The 18,631-nt window shown below is 58.9% G+C and carries 10 protein-coding genes; 2 read left to right on the top strand and 8 right to left on the bottom strand.

Translation table 11 applies throughout. The features are described from left to right. Positions 1–50: 50 nt before the first annotated feature. Positions 51–1,271: an aspartate aminotransferase family protein gene (locus HUW52_RS08900; RefSeq protein WP_175553436.1), complete on the bottom strand. Its 1,221-nt coding sequence runs from the start codon at positions 1,269–1,271 to the stop codon at positions 51–53. A gap of 304 nt (positions 1,272–1,575) precedes the next feature. Here HUW52_RS08900 and HUW52_RS08895 point away from each other — a divergent pair, with 304 nt between their 5' ends. Next, positions 1,576–9,438, top strand: a complete 7,863-nt coding sequence (locus HUW52_RS08895) for a dermonecrotic toxin domain-containing protein (protein WP_175553435.1) — start codon at positions 1,576–1,578, stop codon at positions 9,436–9,438. Positions 9,439–9,441: 3 nt separating this feature from the next. Here HUW52_RS08895 and argR read toward each other — a convergent pair whose 3' ends face one another. From argR to acs, 7 genes are all read right to left on the bottom strand, one after another. Next, positions 9,442–10,422 carry a transcriptional regulator ArgR gene (gene argR / locus HUW52_RS08890; RefSeq protein ID WP_175553434.1) on the bottom strand — a complete coding sequence of 327 codons (981 nt, stop codon included), beginning with the start codon at positions 10,420–10,422 and terminating at the stop codon, positions 9,442–9,444. A 245-nt stretch (positions 10,423–10,667) separates the two neighbouring features. Next, a complete protein-coding gene (locus HUW52_RS08885; RefSeq protein ID WP_003227281.1) occupies positions 10,668–11,432 on the bottom strand; it encodes an ABC transporter ATP-binding protein in 765 nt (254 codons plus the stop codon). A gap of 27 nt (positions 11,433–11,459) precedes the next feature. Continuing rightward, on the bottom strand, positions 11,460–12,572 hold the full coding sequence (locus tag HUW52_RS08880) for a M14 family metallopeptidase (RefSeq protein WP_175553433.1): 1,113 nt from the start codon (positions 12,570–12,572) through the stop codon (positions 11,460–11,462). Between the two features lies 1 nt (position 12,573). Further along, on the bottom strand, positions 12,574–13,272 hold the full coding sequence (locus HUW52_RS08875; RefSeq protein ID WP_007912703.1) for an ABC transporter permease: 699 nt from the start codon (positions 13,270–13,272) through the stop codon (positions 12,574–12,576). After that, positions 13,269–13,958, bottom strand: a complete 690-nt coding sequence (locus tag HUW52_RS08870; protein WP_007912702.1) for an ABC transporter permease — start codon at positions 13,956–13,958, stop codon at positions 13,269–13,271. Before HUW52_RS08870 ends, HUW52_RS08875 begins: the two co-directional genes overlap by 4 nt. Before the next feature lie 91 nt (positions 13,959–14,049). Beyond that, positions 14,050–14,823 (bottom strand): ABC transporter substrate-binding protein, encoded by a 774-nt coding sequence (locus HUW52_RS08865; protein ID WP_122598705.1) that lies wholly within the window; start codon positions 14,821–14,823, stop codon positions 14,050–14,052. Positions 14,824–15,544: 721 nt separating this feature from the next. Next, positions 15,545–17,500: an acetate--CoA ligase gene (gene acs / locus HUW52_RS08860; RefSeq protein ID WP_007912698.1), complete on the bottom strand. Its 1,956-nt coding sequence runs from the start codon at positions 17,498–17,500 to the stop codon at positions 15,545–15,547. Between the two features lie 433 nt (positions 17,501–17,933). Between acs and HUW52_RS08855 the strand changes: the two genes are divergently transcribed. After that, complete coding sequence (locus HUW52_RS08855) at positions 17,934–18,194, top strand: DUF2790 domain-containing protein (protein ID WP_175553432.1); 261 nt, start codon at positions 17,934–17,936, stop codon at positions 18,192–18,194. The last annotated feature ends 437 nt before the right edge of the window (positions 18,195–18,631 follow it).

Below are 18,631 nucleotides of genomic sequence, written 5' to 3'. Positions count from 1 at the left end.
GCATCAAAAATTGGGTTCGACGCCCGAATGCTCCGGCGCCGAAGGGTCTATCAGGCTTGCGTCAGTGCTGCAGCAGCGCGTTCGAAGCGGTCGAGACCGGCATCGATATCGGCGTCTTCCACCACCAGGCTCGGGGCGAAACGAATCACGTCCGGGCCGGCTTGCAGAATCATCAGGCCTTCTTTTTCAGCGGCGTTGAAGATGTCCTTGGCTTTGCCTTTCCAGGCATCGTTCAGTACGCAACCGATCAGCAGACCGAGGCCACGCACCTGAGTGAACAGGCCGTATTTCTCGCCGATCTGCTCAAGGCGCGCCTTGAACTTGTCGTGCTTGGCGTTCACGCCGTTCAGCACTTCAGGGGTGTTGATCACGTCGATTACCGCTTCAGCGACCGCGCACGCCAGCGGGTTGCCGCCGTACGTGGTGCCGTGAGTACCGACGACCAGATGTTTGGCCAGTGCTTCGGTGGTCAGCATCGCCGCGATCGGGAAACCGCCGCCCAGGCTCTTGGCGCTGGTGAGGATGTCCGGGGTCACGCCGTAATGCTGGTAGGCGAACAGCTTTCCGCTGCGGCCCATGCCGGTCTGCACTTCGTCGAACACCAGCAGCGCGTTGTTCGCGTCGCACAGTTCGCGGGCACCTTGCAGGTAAGCCAGTTCGGCCGGCAGTACGCCGCCCTCGCCCTGGATCGGTTCCAGCACGACCGCGCAGGTCTTGTCGGAAACTGCAGCTTTCAGCGCCGCCAGGTCGTTGTAAGGCACGTGGGTGATGCCGGTGATTTTCGGGCCGAAACCGTCGGAGTACTTCGACTGGCCACCGACGTTGACGGTGAACAGGGTACGGCCGTGGAAGCTGTTCAGCGCGGCGATGATTTCGTACTTCTCGCTGCCGAAACGGTCGAACGCCACACGACGGGCCAGCTTGAACGCGGCCTCGTTGGCTTCGGCGCCCGAGTTGCAGAAGAACACGCGCTCGGCGAATGTGGCGTCGATCAGCTTGTGCGCCAGGCGCAGCGCTGGTTCGTTGGTGAACACGTTGGACACGTGCCACAGCTTGTTCGCTTGCTCGGTCAGTGCACCGACCAGCGCCGGGTGCGCGTGGCCCAATACGTTAACGGCAATCCCGCCGGCGAAGTCGATCAGCTCGCGGCCGGCCTGATCCCAGACACGGGAACCGGCGCCACGCACCGGAATAAAAGCGGCAGGCGCGTAGTTGGGAACCATTACCTGGTCGAAATCGGCGCGTTGTACCGCAGCGTGCTCAACGGACATCGGAGTCTCCTGATGAGGGCCACCCGCCTGAAACTGGCGAGCGATGGGGGGATTGTAAGGACAGTTTTCTGCCCGGCCTTGTCGCCAAGCGACAACTTCTTATAGCGCAAACCCCGGATTTTCACGGGTTTACGGCAATGCGACATATAGCGTCGCAAAGGCGCAGTTTAAACTGGCGCTGCCGATTTGCGGCAGGTCGGGAAGGATATCAACTCAATACCTTTTCACCGGTATAAATATGTACCGCACTCGCTGTGCGTTGCTCTGTTTTGCTTGGCACTTTCCACCGCCAAGGATTGGCCCGATGTACCCGACCGCAGAGCAGCACACCGCCCCCCGCCAAATCGTCGACTCCCGACAACCCGATGCTCATTACCTGCATCTCAAAGACAGCCTGCCCGAATGGCTGGGCAACGCCTCGCCAACCCGACGCAACGCCCTCAAGAACACACACCCGGTGATGCCGCTGAAACTGCAAGGGCTGCCGGTTGCTCAGCATCAGGCGCTTAAAGCCCTCAATGCCGCCCACTGGTCGGCACAAAACGCTGTCGACCAACGGCTGGCCCACTTGCAGGATGCCCGAGCCTTCGCCGAGCCATTGCTCAAAGCCGCGCTCAAGGCCCGGTTCAATCTGGATCTGGATGTCAGAACCACGTTCCTGCACCTGTACATCCCGGTGACCACTCCGGTGTTTTCGATCAAGACCGGTGCCCGTACCTGGAAGGTGTCGTTGCTGGACGCCGCTTTGCATAACTTCGAGGAAAAGGAAACCGTGGACGATGCCTACGAGGCCGACTCCACCTACATCACCTTCCCCACCAAGAGCGGCCGCCCCCTCCTTGAGGAGGGCGTCGACTCGGCGCTCCCCGCTCAACCTTCGCTGAGTGACGTGTTCGACACCCTGCCCGGGATCAAGCAACAGATGAGCATCCCGGCGTTCACCCAGCTCTGTCGCACGCTGGATATCGGCGCGCAGTACATGACCTATCTGCAAGACAACCTCGGAATCAGCGACGGGCAAACCGCTGCGGCCTTGCGCCAGCAAGTCGACAAAAGCCAGCAGGCCGGACTGAAAGCCGCCCTGCAATTTGCGCGCATGAGCGGCGACATCAGTGACAGCTGGTTTCGCACGATCAGCGCACTGGTCGATGGCATCCCGCATATGCGGATCAACGGCCATTCCGTGTTATGCCACAGCCTGACGATGATGGCCGCGCCGCTGGCCGACATTGTGCTTTTTGCGCCGCCAACCTATGAGCCGCGAAGTGCGGCCCGAGTGGTGGTCTATGTGCCGAACGATCCTGAGCACCCGATCAAGGAGTACGCCTCATCGGCAGCCTTTGAAGTCGAGCTGACCCGCCAGTTGCGCTCCGCCGACTACCAGAACTTCTTCAGTCGTTTCATCAACCATGAACAGCGCGGCTTTTTCTTCTCCAGCCTGAACGCGCGATTGAGCCGGGTCACGTGGCACCCACCGCAAGCCGGCAGTTCTAAAGCGCCCTGGCGAGACGAACCGCTGGACAAACCGAAACTTCAATTGAACCCGACACCGATCAGCGGCGAATTATGGGAACACCTTTATCAAGGCAAGTTGAACAAGATCCTTAACGACGCCGCAGTCATTGCCGTCGCCACCGCTGCGGTGGATTCAAAAGCGCGCTGGGCGCTATGGGATTCGTTCGTCGGCATCGCTTCGGCCGTTTTACAGACCGCTGCGTTCATCATTGCGCCGTTCGTGCCGTTTCTGGGAGAGATGATGATGGCGTACATGGCCTATCAGTTTCTCGACGAAGTATTTGAAGGCATCGTCGAATGGGCACACGGTCAAAACATCGAAGCGCTGGAACATCTGTTCGGTTGCCTGGAGTCACTGGTCCAGCTCGGCGCATTTGCCGTCGGCGGTGGCATTGCGGTGAGCGAGTTTCGCAATGTGTTGCCCAAAGAGATTGTCGCCTTCATCGACCGTTTCAAGTCGGTGAAGATGCCTGACGGCCAAACCCGCTACTGGGCACCGGATCTGGCCCGCTACGAACAGAAAACCGCACCTGACCACTCGTCCACGCCGAATGGACTCGGGTTGCATCAGCATCAAGGAAAGCAAGTGCTGTCACTGGATGAAGCACATTACGCCGTGACCGAAAGCCAGATTCCCGGCCAGTATCGAATTGACCATCCCACCCGCTCCGATGCCTACAAACCGCTACTTCGCCATAACGGCGACGGCGCGTGGCATACCGAGCTCGAACAGCCGCTGGAGTGGGATCCCCCAACGGCATTGCGACGAATCGGCCACACGGTCGAATCGTTCACTCCCGCTCAACGCGAGCGCATCCTTCAGGTCAGCGGCTTTGACCATGACGCCCTGCGCCTGATGCATGTCGATCAGGCGCCGTTGCCGCCATTGCTGGCCGACAGCATTACACGCTTCAGGATCGACCAGGATCTTCAACTGTTCATCGAACAGATGGCCAGCGAACTGCCTGAACAGCAACGTGCCGCCGACCCGCTGACACAGTTGCAACTGCTCAGCGAATACGGTCGCTGGCCTGTCGGCAAACGCCTTTGCCTGACCGATCAGCAAGGTCTCGTCATTTGGCAGTCTGCAACCGACGAGACCTTGCCACTGACCGATATTCACCTGAACAATCTGCGCGACGGCGACGTTCTCAAAACGCTGCTGCAAACGCTCAACGAACAGGATGCCAAAGCGTTATCGGGCGAAACATTCGCCGGGCCGGATCTGTCGCTGGAGGTGCGCACCCGCAATTTGCGCCAGCAACTGCTGCAAGTCGCCAAAGCGCAGCGCGGGGTGTTGTTCGATGCTCGCTACCAGGCCATCGGAACGCCCGAAGACCCATTGATCACCTGCATCACACAACATCAATCGACACTGCCCCTGCCCGTCACCCAGGAACTGCTCAACAGCGCCACCGGCGATGAGCTGCTGCAGATCAGCGAAGGTCAGTTGCCACAGCGTCAGCAAGACCTGATCCAGATCGCCACTGCCCAAGTACGCATCACCCGCGCTTATGAAGGACTGGAGCTGGACTCGACGAGCAATCCGGACACCGACACGCTGGCCCTGCACAGCCTCCGGAACTTGCCGGGCTGGAGCGGTGACGTGCGCCTCGAAATCCGTGATGAGCACTACGCAGGCGCACTGCTCGACAGCACCGGGCGTGTCGATGCCCCGTCGCAAAAAGTCCTGGTCAGGCAGACCGATGGTCGCTACCAGCCGTTCGATGACCGCGGCCAGCAATTGCACGCGGTCGCGGATATTTACTCGAGCATCCTCTACGCCCTGCCGGACACTGAACGCCAGGCGCTGAACCTGCAGATTGACCAGGCGCCACAATTGAAAAGTGCAATACGTGCCCGACCGCTCGATCGCGCGAATCTGCGCGTGGCGATTGCACTGGCCCCCGCGCCAGAGACACAGCTGGAAACCCTGCGCCTGGTGGGACGCGGCGGTCATCAGCCAACGTTTGGTCTGCCTGAAGCCTATCTGCCGCCCGGCGGCCTCGCAGAACCCGCTCCGCGGGAACCTGTTCAGGTGATCTATCGCGGCTACACCGCCCAGGAGGCCGAGGACTTTGCGCTCAGTTTCAACCAGGATCCGGTCGCCATCAGAAACGAACTGGCGCGCCTGAGAGGCGAACTCGGCCAGCTTCAAGATGATCTGCGCCTGTGGGAGCAGCAGGTGCCGGCGAACAACCCCGCCACCGGCCTTCCTTTGACGGCGATTGAACGGCGAGCGGCAAGGCAAAGCCGAACGAATCTGAGGATCGACCTCGAACGCTGCTGGCGCAGAGAGTTACGCAGCTCTGCCGGTTACATCCTGCAGATCAGGGACCCGATCATTGGCGATCTGCCGGTGCTGAACGCCGATTTCAGCCATGTCATCTTGCTGAGCATCAATGGCAGCGCCCGCACCGGTGCCGTCGACGGGTTTCTGCAGCGATTCCCGCGACTGATGTATCTGGACATCCAGAACCTGAACGTGCCGAACCTGCCGCCCGCCATCAGCACGATGTCGAGCCTGCGAAATCTGACCGTGCGTAACTGCGGCATAGCGCTGCCGGCCGACAGCCGCTCGCTGTTTTCGCCGCTGTCCGAACTGCAGGTGCTGGACCTGCAGGGCAACCGACTGGGCGCCACGCCCGATGTGCACGCCATACCTTCATTGCGCTACATCAATCTCGACAACACGAACATCACCACGCTGCCGGACGGTCTGCTCAATCATCCACGACTGGCTACCGGCAGGTTCGACAGCAATCGGATCGTCGACATTCCCGAGGCTTATTTCGAGCTGTCTGCGGTGTTGAGCGATGGCTTCAGCTTTGCCAACAATCCCTTGTCTGCCGTCAGCCGCGAGCGGGCGAAAATCTACTACCAGCGAACCTCAAAACACTTCGGCATCTTGCCGGAACGAGCCGATTTGAATCGGGCCATGAACCTCTTTCCCGTACTCGACACCGAGCGCGCCACTGAACTGCTCTATCGATTGCCCGGAACACTGGTTGACGGCCGCGCCCGGCTCGCCCGCTGGGAAACCGAACTCCACCAGATGCAAAACGACCTCGCGCAATGGACCAATGGCGTTCCTGACGTTCACCCCGAAACCGGCCTGGCGTTGACCATGAGCGAGCGGGTAAATGAGCGCCTGGCCCGACAAGGATTCAGCATCAAACTCGAACAGTTCTGGCGCGAAAGATCTCCGGCAACCCCGAGCCTGCGCAACAGTCGCCTGCAAGCGAGCATCGAGTTCATCGGCGATATGCCGGTGCTCGAAGCAGACTTCGCTCACGTTGGCGAATTGTTGCTCGATGGCAACAAGAACGTTTCGGCCCTGCAGCCCTTCCTGCAACGTTTTCAGAATCTGACCCAGCTGGAACTGAGTTTTTTTGACCTGGAATCCGGCACATTGTCATCCATCGATGCGCAGCAACTGGTCATATTGCGGCTGAAGGATTGCGGGGTGGTGAACACCCCGCAAAATCAGGCAGCGCTGACCGCCATGAACCAGTTGCAGACACTCGAATTGCGCGGCAACCCCCTCGGAACCCTTTTTGATCTGAATCTGCTGCCCTCGCTCAAATATCTGGACGTCTCCGATACAGGCCTGCGCGAGCTTCCACCCGGCATCACCGACCATCCCCGCCTGAGATCGGCACTGTTCAGCGAAAACAACATCAGCGAAATGCCCGACGCCCTGTTCGATCTCCCGGCCGACCGCAGCGACGGCATTGATCTGGCCGATAATCCGCAACTCTCGCTGGCCACCCGTGAACGGATAAAAACCTACTACCGCCGAACCGGGCAGGATTTCGACGTACTCGCGGATCCTGCAGACATCACCCTGGCGCGCGAACTGTTCCCGGCGCTCGACACCGTCGAGGCCAGTGAAGTGATCTATGACCTGCCCGGCACCCTGGCAGACGGCAGGACTCAGCTCTACACCTGGAAAACAGAGCTGGAAGGGCTCAAACGCGACCTTCGCGCATGGGCCCTTCAGGTACCGCAACACGATCCCGTGACCGGTGCGGCGATCGATGCCATCGAGATGTACAACAACTACACGGCACGATCGGAATTCGCTCAACGACTGCAGAATTTCTGGCAGAGCCGATCGAGCACATCCAGCATGCGCGAGGATCATTTCTTTACCAATCTGGCCTTCAGCGGAAACATGCCACGGCTGACGGCGGACTTCAGCCATGTGTCAACGCTGAACCTGATAGGCACGCCAGCCATTGGTGAGATCGCCTCCTTCATTGACCGGTTTCCCAACCTGCACGTTCTGGAAATGCGCAACTTCGCACTGGGGCAGGTCCCGGCCAACCTTGCGCGCCTGTCAGAGCTCAGGGAGCTGACACTGTCCAGTTGCGGTATCACCTTCACGCCTGAAGGGCAGACGTTGCTGCAATCGTTGAGTGAACTTGAACGGCTGAATCTGAGCCATAACACGCTGGTGCAGATTCCCGATCTGGCGGGGCTGCCGATGCTCAATGATATTCGCTTGATCAACACCGGCCTGGCCAACGTGCCCAATGGCCTGGCCACTCACTCGAACCTGCGCACTGCGCTGCTCAACGACAACGCGATCACGGATCTGCCGGAATCCTTTTTCACGATGGACATCGATCTGGCTGACGGCATCAATCTGGCCAAAAACCCGTTGTCCACCGCTACGCGTGATCGCATCAAGGCGCACTACGCGGCCATTGGTTACGACTTCGGCGTACTTCCCGATCTCGCCGACATCACCACCGCACAGCAATTGTTTCCTGACCTGGACATCGAAGATATCACTCATGTGATCTATGAATTGCCCGGAACACTGGCAGACGGCAGCGCTCAACTGGCGCACTGGGAGATGGAAATCACGCAGATGGTCAGCGACCTTGCCGAATGGTCCGACCGTGCTCCGGCAGGCCCTCTGGGGTTGAACATGATCGCGGCTGACCGAGCCACGCAACGGTTTGAGCGCCGAGCGTTCAGTCGGAAACTGGAACACTTCTGGCGTAGTCGACAAAACAGCAAAACAGAACTCAGGCTCAATGCGTTCGACGCCAATCTGCGGGTGATCGGCGATCTGCCGACGCTGGCGGCCGACTTCAGCCATGTCACCCAACTAACCTTGCAGGGCAACGAAGCGCTGTCCGGCACCGAGGGGTTCCTGAGCTGCTTTAGCGGACTTGAGGCACTGGAAATGCGCGGTTTTGCCTTGGGTCAAGTACCCCTGGCCCTGTCTCGTATGCCCAAACTGAAAACACTGGTATTGAGCAACTGTGGCGTTGCTCTGGAAGAAGCCGGGCAAGCTGCGTTGTCCTCGCTGTCCCGACTGACCATGCTGGATATGTACAACAACCCACTCGGCGACGCCCCTGACGTTTCTGCATTGAGAGCACTGACCTTCATCGACCTCTCCAGAACCGGGATCGAGCAGATTCCCCCCGGCCTGCTCGAATTGCCGGTACTGGAAACCGCGATCCTTCATCAAAACCGCATCAGCGTGCTGCCAGAGGCACTTTTTCAGCTGTCCCCGGACGCCAGCAATGGTTTTGACTTGAATCAGAACCCACTGTTGCCGGCCATACGCGAGCGGATAAAAACCCACTGGCAAGCACAGGGCATTAATTTTGGCGTTTCCGTCCCGCAGGAAAACAGCCTGTTGGCCCGCGAGTTGTATCCGCATCTGACCGATTCGCGGCTCGACGAACTGGTTTACAGCCTGCCCGGCACACTGGCCGACGGGCACCTTGAACTGATACGCCGGCGCGGCGAGCTGACGTCCCTGATCAGTGATCTCGAAACCTGGACCACACAGACTCCAGTCGATCCCGTCAGCAATGCCCCGCTGCCCCCCGAAACCTTGCTGCAGGAGCGCGAACGCCGGGAACAATTCAAGACAAGCCTGGAGTATTGCTGGCGCCGAATCGTCACCGCGGGTCAAAGCGAAATCAGTTTCACCTCGAACCTGCCGATCATCGGTGAGCTGCCGACGCTGTCCGCTGACTTCAGCCACATACGCGCACTGAACCTGACGAGCAGCAGCTTCACATCGCCTCGTCTCGGTCGATTCCTCGAGCGTTTTGCCAACCTGCACGCACTTGCCATAGAAGGCTACCAACTGGGGGACATTCCCTACGCGGTTGCAGCCATGGAAAACCTGACGGAACTGAGCCTGATCGACTGCCGTGTCACCCTCACCGAGGACACCGCGAATGCATTGCGCAACATGATCAATCTCAATCGACTGAACTTGAGGAACAACACGCTGGGCCGAGTCCCCGACCTCAGTCAGATGACCGCACTGGCCAGACTGGATCTGAACAACACGGGACTGACAGACATACCGCCGGGTTTATTCAGTAGCGCGCGCCTTGATAATGCCAACCTGGGCAACAACGGCATCAGCGAATTGCCCATCGAAATCATGGACGCCGACACTACCGATTTCGACTTCAACGGCAATCCGCTATCCCCGACCAGTCAGCAAACCCTCAATGTTTACCACAGCAGAAGGGCTGCGCGATTGGCGCTGACGCGAAGAACCCGACAGGAATTCGACGCGTTCGAGGAGGACTCGTTTTCCAGTGGCGCCGAAGCCAGGCCGTACATCGACTCTTCGGGAAGCTCCGCTGACCTCGTCGTCGACTAGGGGTTAGCCGCGCTCAGGCGGCACCGATGACAATTCGAACGGGCTGCTGCTGCGCCGCTGGTTGCGATCTTCCCGCGGCGTGGCACCGAAGAAATTGCGATAGGCGCTGGAGAAATGCGGCCCCGAAGAGAAACCACACGACAGGCCGATCTGGATGATCGACTTGCTGGTCTGCATCAACATCTGCCGGGCCTTGTTCAGGCGCAGTTCCAGGTAGTACTGGCTCGGCACACGGTTGAGGTATTGCTTGAAGATCCGTTCCAACTGACGACGGGATACGCACACGTGTTGGGCGATTTCGTCGGTGGTCAGCGGTTCTTCGATATTGGCTTCCATCAGCAACACCGCCTGGGTGAGCTTCGGATGACTGGAACCGAGACGGTTCTGCAACGGGATGCGCTGACGCTCGCCGCCCTCGCGGATGCGCTCGACGACCAGCTCTTCCGAGACCGCGCCGGCCAGTTCTGCACCGTGATCACGAGCCAGCACCGCCAGCAACAGATCGAGCACGGACATGCCGCCACACGCGGTCAGGCGATCGCGATCCCAGTCGAACAGATGGCTGGTGGCGATGACTTTCGGGAAACGCTCGGCGAAATCGTCCTGCCAGCGCCAGTGCACGGCGGCGCGATAACCGTCGAGCAAACCGAGTTGCGCCAGCGGATAAACACCTGCGGACAGACCACCGATGACCGTACCTGCGCGTACCAGTTGCTTGAGCGCACTGCTGAGTGCCGGCGCCAACGTGGTCGGCGGTTCGTCAGCGAGCAGGAACAGTTTCTGGAAATTTTCGAGCTTGCCCGCCCACGCTTCACCGGGCAGTTGCCAGGCACCTTCGGTCGGAGGTTCTGCTTGCAGGAACGACAGTTCGTAAACCACGTCCGGGTGCACCCGCTGAGCAACACGCAAGGCTTCCTCCGCCAGCGCCAGCGTCAACGCTTTAGTGCTGGGCCAAATCAGGAAACCAATTCGATGGGCAGTCATGGGCGGGCAATCCGAAGCGAAGAACAGTGATGAAGGCATGGGCCAATGCTAGCCCGTAAATGAACACAAATCTTGAAACCAACCGAGATCCATTGTGGGAGCGAGCTTGCTCGCGAAGGCGGTGTATCAGTCAACATCGTTGCTATCTGAACTACCGCTTTCGCGAGCAAGCTCGCTCCCACAGGGGATTTTGGTCAGTCTCTAGGTCGCGAAGCATGACCTAATCTGGTGCATAACGGCAGCGATTACTTGAGGCTGCCCGAGAGGAATTGTTGCAAACGTTCCGATTGCGGATTGACCAGCACTTCACGCGGGTTGCCGCTTTCTTCAACCACACCTTTGTGCAGGAACACCAACTGGTTCGACACTTCACGGGCAAAGCCCATTTCGTGGGTTACCACAACCATGGTGCGACCTTCCTGAGCCAGCGCTTGCATGACTTTCAGCACGTCGCCCACCAGTTCCGGGTCGAGTGCCGAGGTCGGTTCGTCGAACAGCATCACCTCTGGCTCCATCGCCAGTGCACGAGCGATCGCCACGCGCTGCTGCTCGCCACCGGACATGTGCCCCGGGAACGCATCTTTACGATGGGCCACGCCGACCTTGTTCAGGTAGTGCTCGGCTTTCTCGCGCGCTTCGGCCTTGGAGACGCCGAGTACATGCACCGGCGCTTCCATGATGTTTTCCAGCGCGGTCATGTGCGACCACAGGTTGAAATGCTGGAACACCATCGACAGGCGCGAACGCATGCGTTGCAGCTGTTTCGGATCAGCGGCTTTCAGCGCGCCGTCCTTGTTCGCCACCAGTTTCAGCTCTTCGTTGTTGAGCAGAATCTTGCCCGCGTGCGGCTGCTCGAGCAGGTTGATGCAGCGCAGGAAAGTACTTTTGCCGGAGCCACTGGAGCCGATGATGCTGATCACATCGCCGGCTGCCGCTTTCAGGGACACGCCCTTGAGCACTTCGTGACTGCCATAGCGTTTATGCAGGTCTTGGACTTCAAGTTTGTACATGCGGTCGGTTCTCACAAAAACAGTCAGTCAGTCGTTGAGCAAGCGCCCGTGACGCAGCGCTTCGCGCCCCGCCACCTTGGCCAGCCAGAAACCGGGTTGGGCATAACGCAGCCGTTCAATAGCAAACAGCACCCCGGAGGTACCAGCACACACCGTGCTGACCCGATCGGACAGAGGATCAATCACTTCAAAAATTTCGTCGCCCGCCTCGACCCACTCGCCGGGCTTGCGCAGAAAACTCACCACGCCCGGATGCGGCGCGAACAGCAACTCGGTGCCTTCGAACGGCATGCCTTCACAGGCTTCGTGCGCCGGGTTCGGCCACTCGCCGGTAATCAAACCTTGCTCAGCGAGGAAGGCGAGAATGCCTTCAGCATACGCGCAGGCTTCGGCGCGACCGGTGTCGGCCTGACCGCCCAGCTCAATGGTCGTCGCCAGACACGCCAGCGGAATCTGCGCATCGGGGAACTGACGCGACAGACGCAACCACGGCAACGAGCACGCTTCATCGAACGAGCTGCCACCAGAATCTTCCGCCAGCAATCCGACCTTCACATTCAGGTGCGCGGCCAGCGAACGCCACTGCGGCCAGTGCTGCGGCAACGCGTACATGTGCAGCGCGGCTTCAGCATCGCAGTGCAAATCCAACACCACATCGGCGGTGCAAGCATGGCTGAGCAACACACGCTGCATGCCTTGCAACTGGCTGCTCGCCTCCGGCAATGCGGCCAAGTGATCGGCCATCGCCTGACGGATCAGACGCACATTAGCGTGCGGATCATCACCGAGGCTTTCAGCCAAAGCGGCCGCAACCGGCGCACTCAGCTCAACGAAATCACGGTTGAAATTCTTGCCGCTGCCCGCCTCGAAACGGCCTTGGTGATTGCCTTGCAGCAACTGCCCGAGACCCAACGGGTTGGCGACCGGCACCAGTTCGATGACACCGTTGAGCAAGCCTTTGGCTTCGAGTTCGCCGAGGCGCTTTTTCAGCTCCCAGGCGGTGCGCATGCCCGGCAATTCGTCAGCGTGCAGGCTGGCCTGAATGTAGGCCTTGCGCTCGCCATGCCCGAAGCGGAACACGGAAATCTTGCGCTCGCTGCCCAGATGGCTCCACGGCAATACGTGGTCGATGCGTTCCATATCAGTGCTTCCGCGGCGCGAGGTAGCTCAACCAGCGACGCTCGGCCAGTTTGAACAGCTTGACCAGAATGAACGTCAGGCACAGGTAGAACACGCCGGCGGTGATGTACGCCTCGAACGGCAGATAGAACTGCGCGTTGACCGTGCGCGCCGCACCGGTGATGTCGATCAGGGTGACGATGGAGGCCAGACTGGTGGTCTGCAGCATCATGATCACTTCGTTGCTGTACTGCGGCAGTGCCCGGCGCAGGGCCGATGGCAGCAGGATGCGTTTGTACAGTTTGAAGCGCGACATGCCCATGGCCTTGGCCGCTTCGATCTCACCGTTCGGCGTGGCCTTGAGGCTGCCGGCAATGATTTCAGCGGTGTAGGCGCTGGTGTTGACCGCAAAGGCCAGACACGCGCAGAACGTTGCGCTGGACAGCCACGGCCACAGGAAGCTTTCGCGGACCGCTTCAAACTGCGCCAGACCGTAGTAGATCAGAAACAGTTGAACCAGCATCGGCGTGCCACGGATCACGTAGGTGTAAAGCCACGCGGCGCCGTTGACGACCGGGTTCTTCGAGACGCGCATCAGCCCCAGCGGCAGAGCCGCGAGCAGACCGAAAAACAGCGACAGCGCGAGCAATTTGAGGGTGGTCAGCAAGCCGCCGAGGTACAGCGGCATGGCCTCCCAAATGACGTTGTAGTCGAAGATCATAGATCAGCCGCCCTTACGCCTACCGAGTAGCGCTTCTCAAGTTGACGCAGGATCAGCAACGAAACACTGGTGATCACCAGGTACATCGCCGCCACTGCGAGGAAGAAGGTGAAAGGCTCGCGAGTGGCATCTGCCGCCTGCTTGGCCTTGAACATCATGTCTTGCAGACCGACCACGGAAATCAGCGCGGTCGCCTTGGTGAGTACCAGCCAGTTGTTGGTGAAGCCCGGAATCGCCAGGCGAATCATCTGCGGCACCATCACCCGGAAGAACACCTGAAAACTGCTCATGCCGTACGCCATGCCTGCTTCGGCCTGACCTTTGGGAATGGCCATGAATGCACCACGGAAGGTTTCCGACAAGTACGCACCGAAGATGAAACCGAGGGTGCCGATACCGGCGGCCAATGGATTCAGGTCGATGTAGTCGTCATAGCCGAGCATCGGTGCCACGCGGTTGAGCAAGTCCTGACCGCCGTAGAAGATCAGCAGGATCAGCACCAGATCGGGAATCCCGCGAATCACCGTGGAATACAGATCGCCCAGCCAGGCCAGCCAGCGCACTGGCGACAGGCGCAACGCGACACCGATCAGCCCGAGAACGATGGCCAGAGCCATGGACGACAAGGCGAGCTGAAGCGTCAGCCATGCGCCATCGAGGATGACAGCCCCGTAGCCTTTCAACATGATTCAGGTCCTCGAAAGTTGGGATGAAAAAATGGCGCAAACCGCAGAGATCCTGTTGCTTGCGCCATTTCGGACTTGTCGCAGAGACGTATTACTTGCCGTAGATATCGAAGGCGAAGTACTTGTCCTGGATTGCCTTGTATTTGCCGTTTTCGCGGATGGCCGCGATGGCAGCGTTGATCTTGTCTTTCAGGGCATCGCCCTTACGCACTGCGATGCCTACGCCGTCGCCGAAGTATTTGACGTCGGTGAACGCAGGACCTGCGAACGCGAAGCCTTTGCCGGCGTCGGTGTTGAGGAAACCGTCTTGCAGCAGGGTGGCGTCAGCCACGGTACCGTCGAGGCGACCGGCGGCCACGTCGAGGTAGATTTCGTTCTGCGAGCCGTACGGCTTGATCTCGGCGCCCAGCGGAGCCAGAACTTCGCGGGCGAAACGCTCGTGGATCGAACCACGTTGTACGCCGATGTTCTTGCCCTTCAGCTCAGCCAGACCTTCGCTGACCTGAGTGCCGGCCTTCATGACCAGGCGTGCCGGGGTGTTGTAGTACTTGTTGGTGAAGTCGACCGACTTCTTGCGATCTTCGGTGATCGACATGGACGACAGGATCGCGTCGATCTTGCGCACTTTCAGTGCCGGGATCAGACCGTCGAACTCTTGCTCGACCCACACACACTTGACCTGCATCTGCTCGCACAGAGCGTTGCCGATGTCGTAGTCGAAACCAACGATGCTGCCATCCGGTGCTTTAGAAGCGAACGGAGGGTAAGCCGCTTCGATACCGATCTTCAGAGGTTTTTCGTCAGCGAAGGCATTCAGCGACAGCACGGACAGTGCCAGGGCGCCAAGCAGCACAAGTTTCTTCATCTTGGGACTCCATCGGTAAAGGGCAAAAACGGCAGAGTGAGCGACAGCCCAATATGCGAATGGGTGAATCAGGAAATCGGTTGCTGCATCGGTGGGAAATTTCCGATTGAAACCGTCAGAGATTTCAACCTCGGCCACGATGAGCGAGTGATCGGCATTCTAACGACAGGCCCGAAGCCGATATTTCTTCAATGCGACAACTAATTACAGATGCACAGAGAAAGCGACTTTGGCACATTGACAGCCCTGCAATTTCATGCAAGAGCGAAAGACAGTGAACCGATCTATGCTGCAAATTGCGGGCCTATTATTCGCAAACCCTTCTAATCCGGCAAGCGCAGCGTGGTGTCTTATTTTTCACCGGGGCTTTTAAGGCTCTAAAACGGGGCGATGCGTTTCCCTTTGCCCCGTCGCGAGGCGGGCGGTTACACATTCGGTTACGTGAAAGGCAGCGGGTAACAGCGGGAAATGTCTTACGGGGGAGATCGATAATTATTGGTTGGGTGGATCTGGGTTCCGACGAGGGACTACACCGGCGTCTGACAAATTGCTTTCGCGAGCAAGCTCGCTCCCACAGGGATCTGCATTTTGTCTGAAGGTACTCGGTCAAACTGTGGGAGCGAGCTTGCTCGCGAAGAGGCCCGCCCAGTCACCACAAAACCTCCAGACACAAAAAAGCCCCGCCCGGCAAAACCGGACAGGGCTCCTATGCTTCTAACGCTTAAGCCACATTCATGGTCTTGTGCGTATCAATCAAATGCTGCACCACACCAGGATCCGCCAGCGTCGAGATATCCCCCAAGCCATCGTATTCCGCCGTAGCAATCTTGCGCAGAATCCGGCGCATGATCTTGCCCGAACGGGTCTTCGGCAGCCCCGGTGCCCACTGGATCACGTCCGGCGATGCAATCGGCCCGATCTCCTTGCGCACCCAGTTCTTCAGCTCCAGACGCAGTTGCTCAGTCGGCTCCTCACCATTCTTCAACGTGACATAGACATAAATGCCCTGCCCCTTGATGTCATGCGGCACACCCACCACCGCCGCCTCGGCGACTTTCGGATGCGCCACCATCGCGCTCTCGATCTCGGCGGTACCCATGCGGTGGCCCGACACGTTGAGCACGTCATCGACACGCCCGGTGATCCAGTAGTAACCATCGGCATCACGGCGCGCGCCGTCACCGGTGAAGTACATGCCACGGAAAGTCTTAAAGTAGGTATCAACGAAACGATCGTGATCGCCATACAGCGTGCGCGCCTGACCTGGCCACGAATCGAGAATCACCAGATTGCCTTCAGCCTCGCCCTCAATGATGTTACCGAGGTTGTCGACCAGCGCCGGCACCACACCAAAGAACGGACGTGCTGCCGAACCCGGCTTCAGCGCGTGAGCGCCCGGCAACGGGCTCATCATGTTGCCGCCGGTTTCGGTCTGCCACCAGGTATCGACGATCGGGCAACGCGACTTGCCGACATTCTTGTAGTACCAATCCCAGGCTTCCGGGTTGATCGGCTCGCCGACCGAACCGAGCAGACGCAGACTGCTGCCATCCGCGCCTTCAACCGCGGCTTGACCCGAAGCCATCATCGCGCGAATCGCGGTCGGTGCGGTGTAGAGGATATTGACCTTGTGCTTGTCGACGATCTTCGCCACCCGGGTGATGTCCGGGTAGTTCGGCACGCCTTCGAACAGCAGCGTGGTCGCGCCATTGGCCAGCGGGCCGTAGACGATGTAGCTGTGGCCGGTGACCCAGCCGACGTCGGCGGTGCACCAGTAGACTTCGCCCGGACGGTAGTCGAACACGCGCTCGTGGGTCATCGCCGCATACAGCAAGTAACCGCCGGTGGTGTGCTGCACGCCCTTCGGCTTGCCGGTCGAGCCGGAGGTATAAAGGATGAACAGCGCTTCTTCCGCGCCCATCTCTTTCGGCGCGCAAACGGTGCCCGCCACTTTCATCAGGTCTTCGTACCAGATGTCACGATGCTGGTTCCACTTGATATCGCCACCGGTGCGCTTGCACACAATGACTTTCTGGATGCTGCTGGTTTCCGGGTTGGTCAGCGCGTCGTCGACGTTGGCCTTGAGGGAAATCTTCTTGCCAGCGCGGATACCTTCGTCAGCGGTGATCACCACTTTCGATTTGCAGTCGATGATGCGACCGGCCAGGGCTTCCGGCGAGAAACCACCGAACACCACCGAGTGAATCGCGCCGATCCGGGTGCAGGCCAGCATGGCGACCACGGCTTCGGGAATCATCGGCATATAAATGGTCACCACGTCGCCGCGGTGTACGTCCTGACCACGCAGGGCGTTGGCCAGTTTGCACACTTGTTCGTGCAGTTCGCGGTAGGTGATGTTGCGGCTCTCGGAAGGATCGTCGCCTTCCCAGATGATCGCGACTTGATCGCCGCGCTCGGCCAGATGACGGTCGAGGCAGTTGTAGGAAACGTTCAGGGTGCCGTCGGCAAACCACTTGATGTCGACATGGTGATCGTCGAACGACGTTTGTTTCACCGTGGTGAAAGGCTTGATCCAGTCGAGACGCTTGGCTTGCTCGCGCCAGAAGCCGTCAGGGTTGACGACCGACTGCTGGTACATGGCTTTGTAGGTCGCCTCGTCAGTCAGCGTGTTAGCCAGAACCTCGGGACGAACGGGATACAGAGAAGCCGCACTCATCTTTCCTACCTCGGTGTAATAGTTGTTTTTGTATGACCCTGTTGTAACGGGGCGGGGGCCATAGAACCATTCGACGATGGTAGTAACAAGCCCCTACAAGTCGTGGCGATACCGAGCAAACGCCCCCAACCCCAAGCGCAACGGCCCCTGTAGGAGCTGCCGAAGGCTCGGGCCGCGATCGGACGATCTTTTGACCTTTCAGGGGATTGTTACCAAATCTGCCAAAGGTGTTTATCAAAACCCGCTCTGTTTACCCCCGCCCCATCCCCCTAAAATTCACCTCGCCAACAAGGCAAACGCGATTAACAACGATACAGCCCCCACGAAGGCCGTTAATCCAGCTCTCCAAGTAATAACTGCAAACGATGAAGTTACACACGCAACCCCATAAAGGTTGCGTGACCCCACTCGACCTCAAAAAGGTAAATCTGAAATGAAAGCTTTATTGGTTCTGGCCCTCAGCAGTCTGTGCGCAACCGCCATGGCAGATGAGGTCCCGACTGATGTCGCACAGCAACAACCGGCTATCGAGGAATACACTTACTCCACTCACCTGGACATCGCCAACGTTGTATCGATGAGTGAAATTCCCAACGTCTGCGAAGTAGTACCGGCAAAAATGGAGTACGACGACTCCAAGGGCCAGCGCCACATCCTGCGTTACAGCGTCATGGGCAACGGCTGCACCAATTGATGATTCGAGACTGCACCGAATTGGATCTCTCAGCGCTTCATTGAGGGTCGATTCCAGCCCGACTTCGGTCGGGCTCAGTTGTGTTTGAAACCGTCAGAAATGCTTGCAAAACACTAGATGTAGTGAAAAACCGGTTTTTTTGTTCGTTTTTTGAGCAAATTCACAATGGCGAGATTTTTACGAAAAAAAATCTTCTCCCGGCAAAGCCCTGTAAACCCTCACTCTCGTCGAAAAACCAGCCTCCTCGACCGCTCCATGCGCGGATTCGCCTCAGCACAGCCGTGTTTTTTTCCCTATAATGCCGCCCCATACGGGTCAGCAATATTCCCTTACAGGGAGCAAAAGCCATTCTGAAGCCCCGCAGCAGCGTTCAACGCTGATTGCGCCCATCAGAGGCTCTCGGAACCCGTCAAAATTTCTGTTTATTTGCCTGCGTG

The organism is Pseudomonas sp. 43A, assembly GCF_013363935.1.
Lineage (GTDB): Bacteria > Pseudomonadota > Gammaproteobacteria > Pseudomonadales > Pseudomonadaceae > Aquipseudomonas > Aquipseudomonas crudilactis.
Note: the sequence above shows the minus strand (reverse complement) of the source record. Positions and strands in the feature narration are given on the sequence as shown.

Coding starts and splice junctions, on each gene's coding strand:
- HUW52_RS08900 (WP_175553436.1), bottom strand. CDS start 1,271: ATGTCCGTTGAGCACGCTGCGGTACAACGCGCCGATTTCGACCAGGTA.
- HUW52_RS08895 (WP_175553435.1), top strand. CDS start 1,576: ATGTACCCGACCGCAGAGCAGCACACCGCCCCCCGCCAAATCGTCGAC.
- argR (WP_175553434.1), bottom strand. CDS start 10,422: ATGACTGCCCATCGAATTGGTTTCCTGATTTGGCCCAGCACTAAAGCG.
- HUW52_RS08885 (WP_003227281.1), bottom strand. CDS start 11,432: ATGTACAAACTTGAAGTCCAAGACCTGCATAAACGCTATGGCAGTCAC.
- HUW52_RS08880 (WP_175553433.1), bottom strand. CDS start 12,572: ATGGAACGCATCGACCACGTATTGCCGTGGAGCCATCTGGGCAGCGAG.
- HUW52_RS08875 (WP_007912703.1), bottom strand. CDS start 13,272: ATGATCTTCGACTACAACGTCATTTGGGAGGCCATGCCGCTGTACCTC.
- HUW52_RS08870 (WP_007912702.1), bottom strand. CDS start 13,958: ATGTTGAAAGGCTACGGGGCTGTCATCCTCGATGGCGCATGGCTGACG.
- HUW52_RS08865 (WP_122598705.1), bottom strand. CDS start 14,823: ATGAAGAAACTTGTGCTGCTTGGCGCCCTGGCACTGTCCGTGCTGTCG.
- acs (WP_007912698.1), bottom strand. CDS start 17,500: ATGAGTGCGGCTTCTCTGTATCCCGTTCGTCCCGAGGTTCTGGCTAAC.
- HUW52_RS08855 (WP_175553432.1), top strand. CDS start 17,934: ATGAAAGCTTTATTGGTTCTGGCCCTCAGCAGTCTGTGCGCAACCGCC.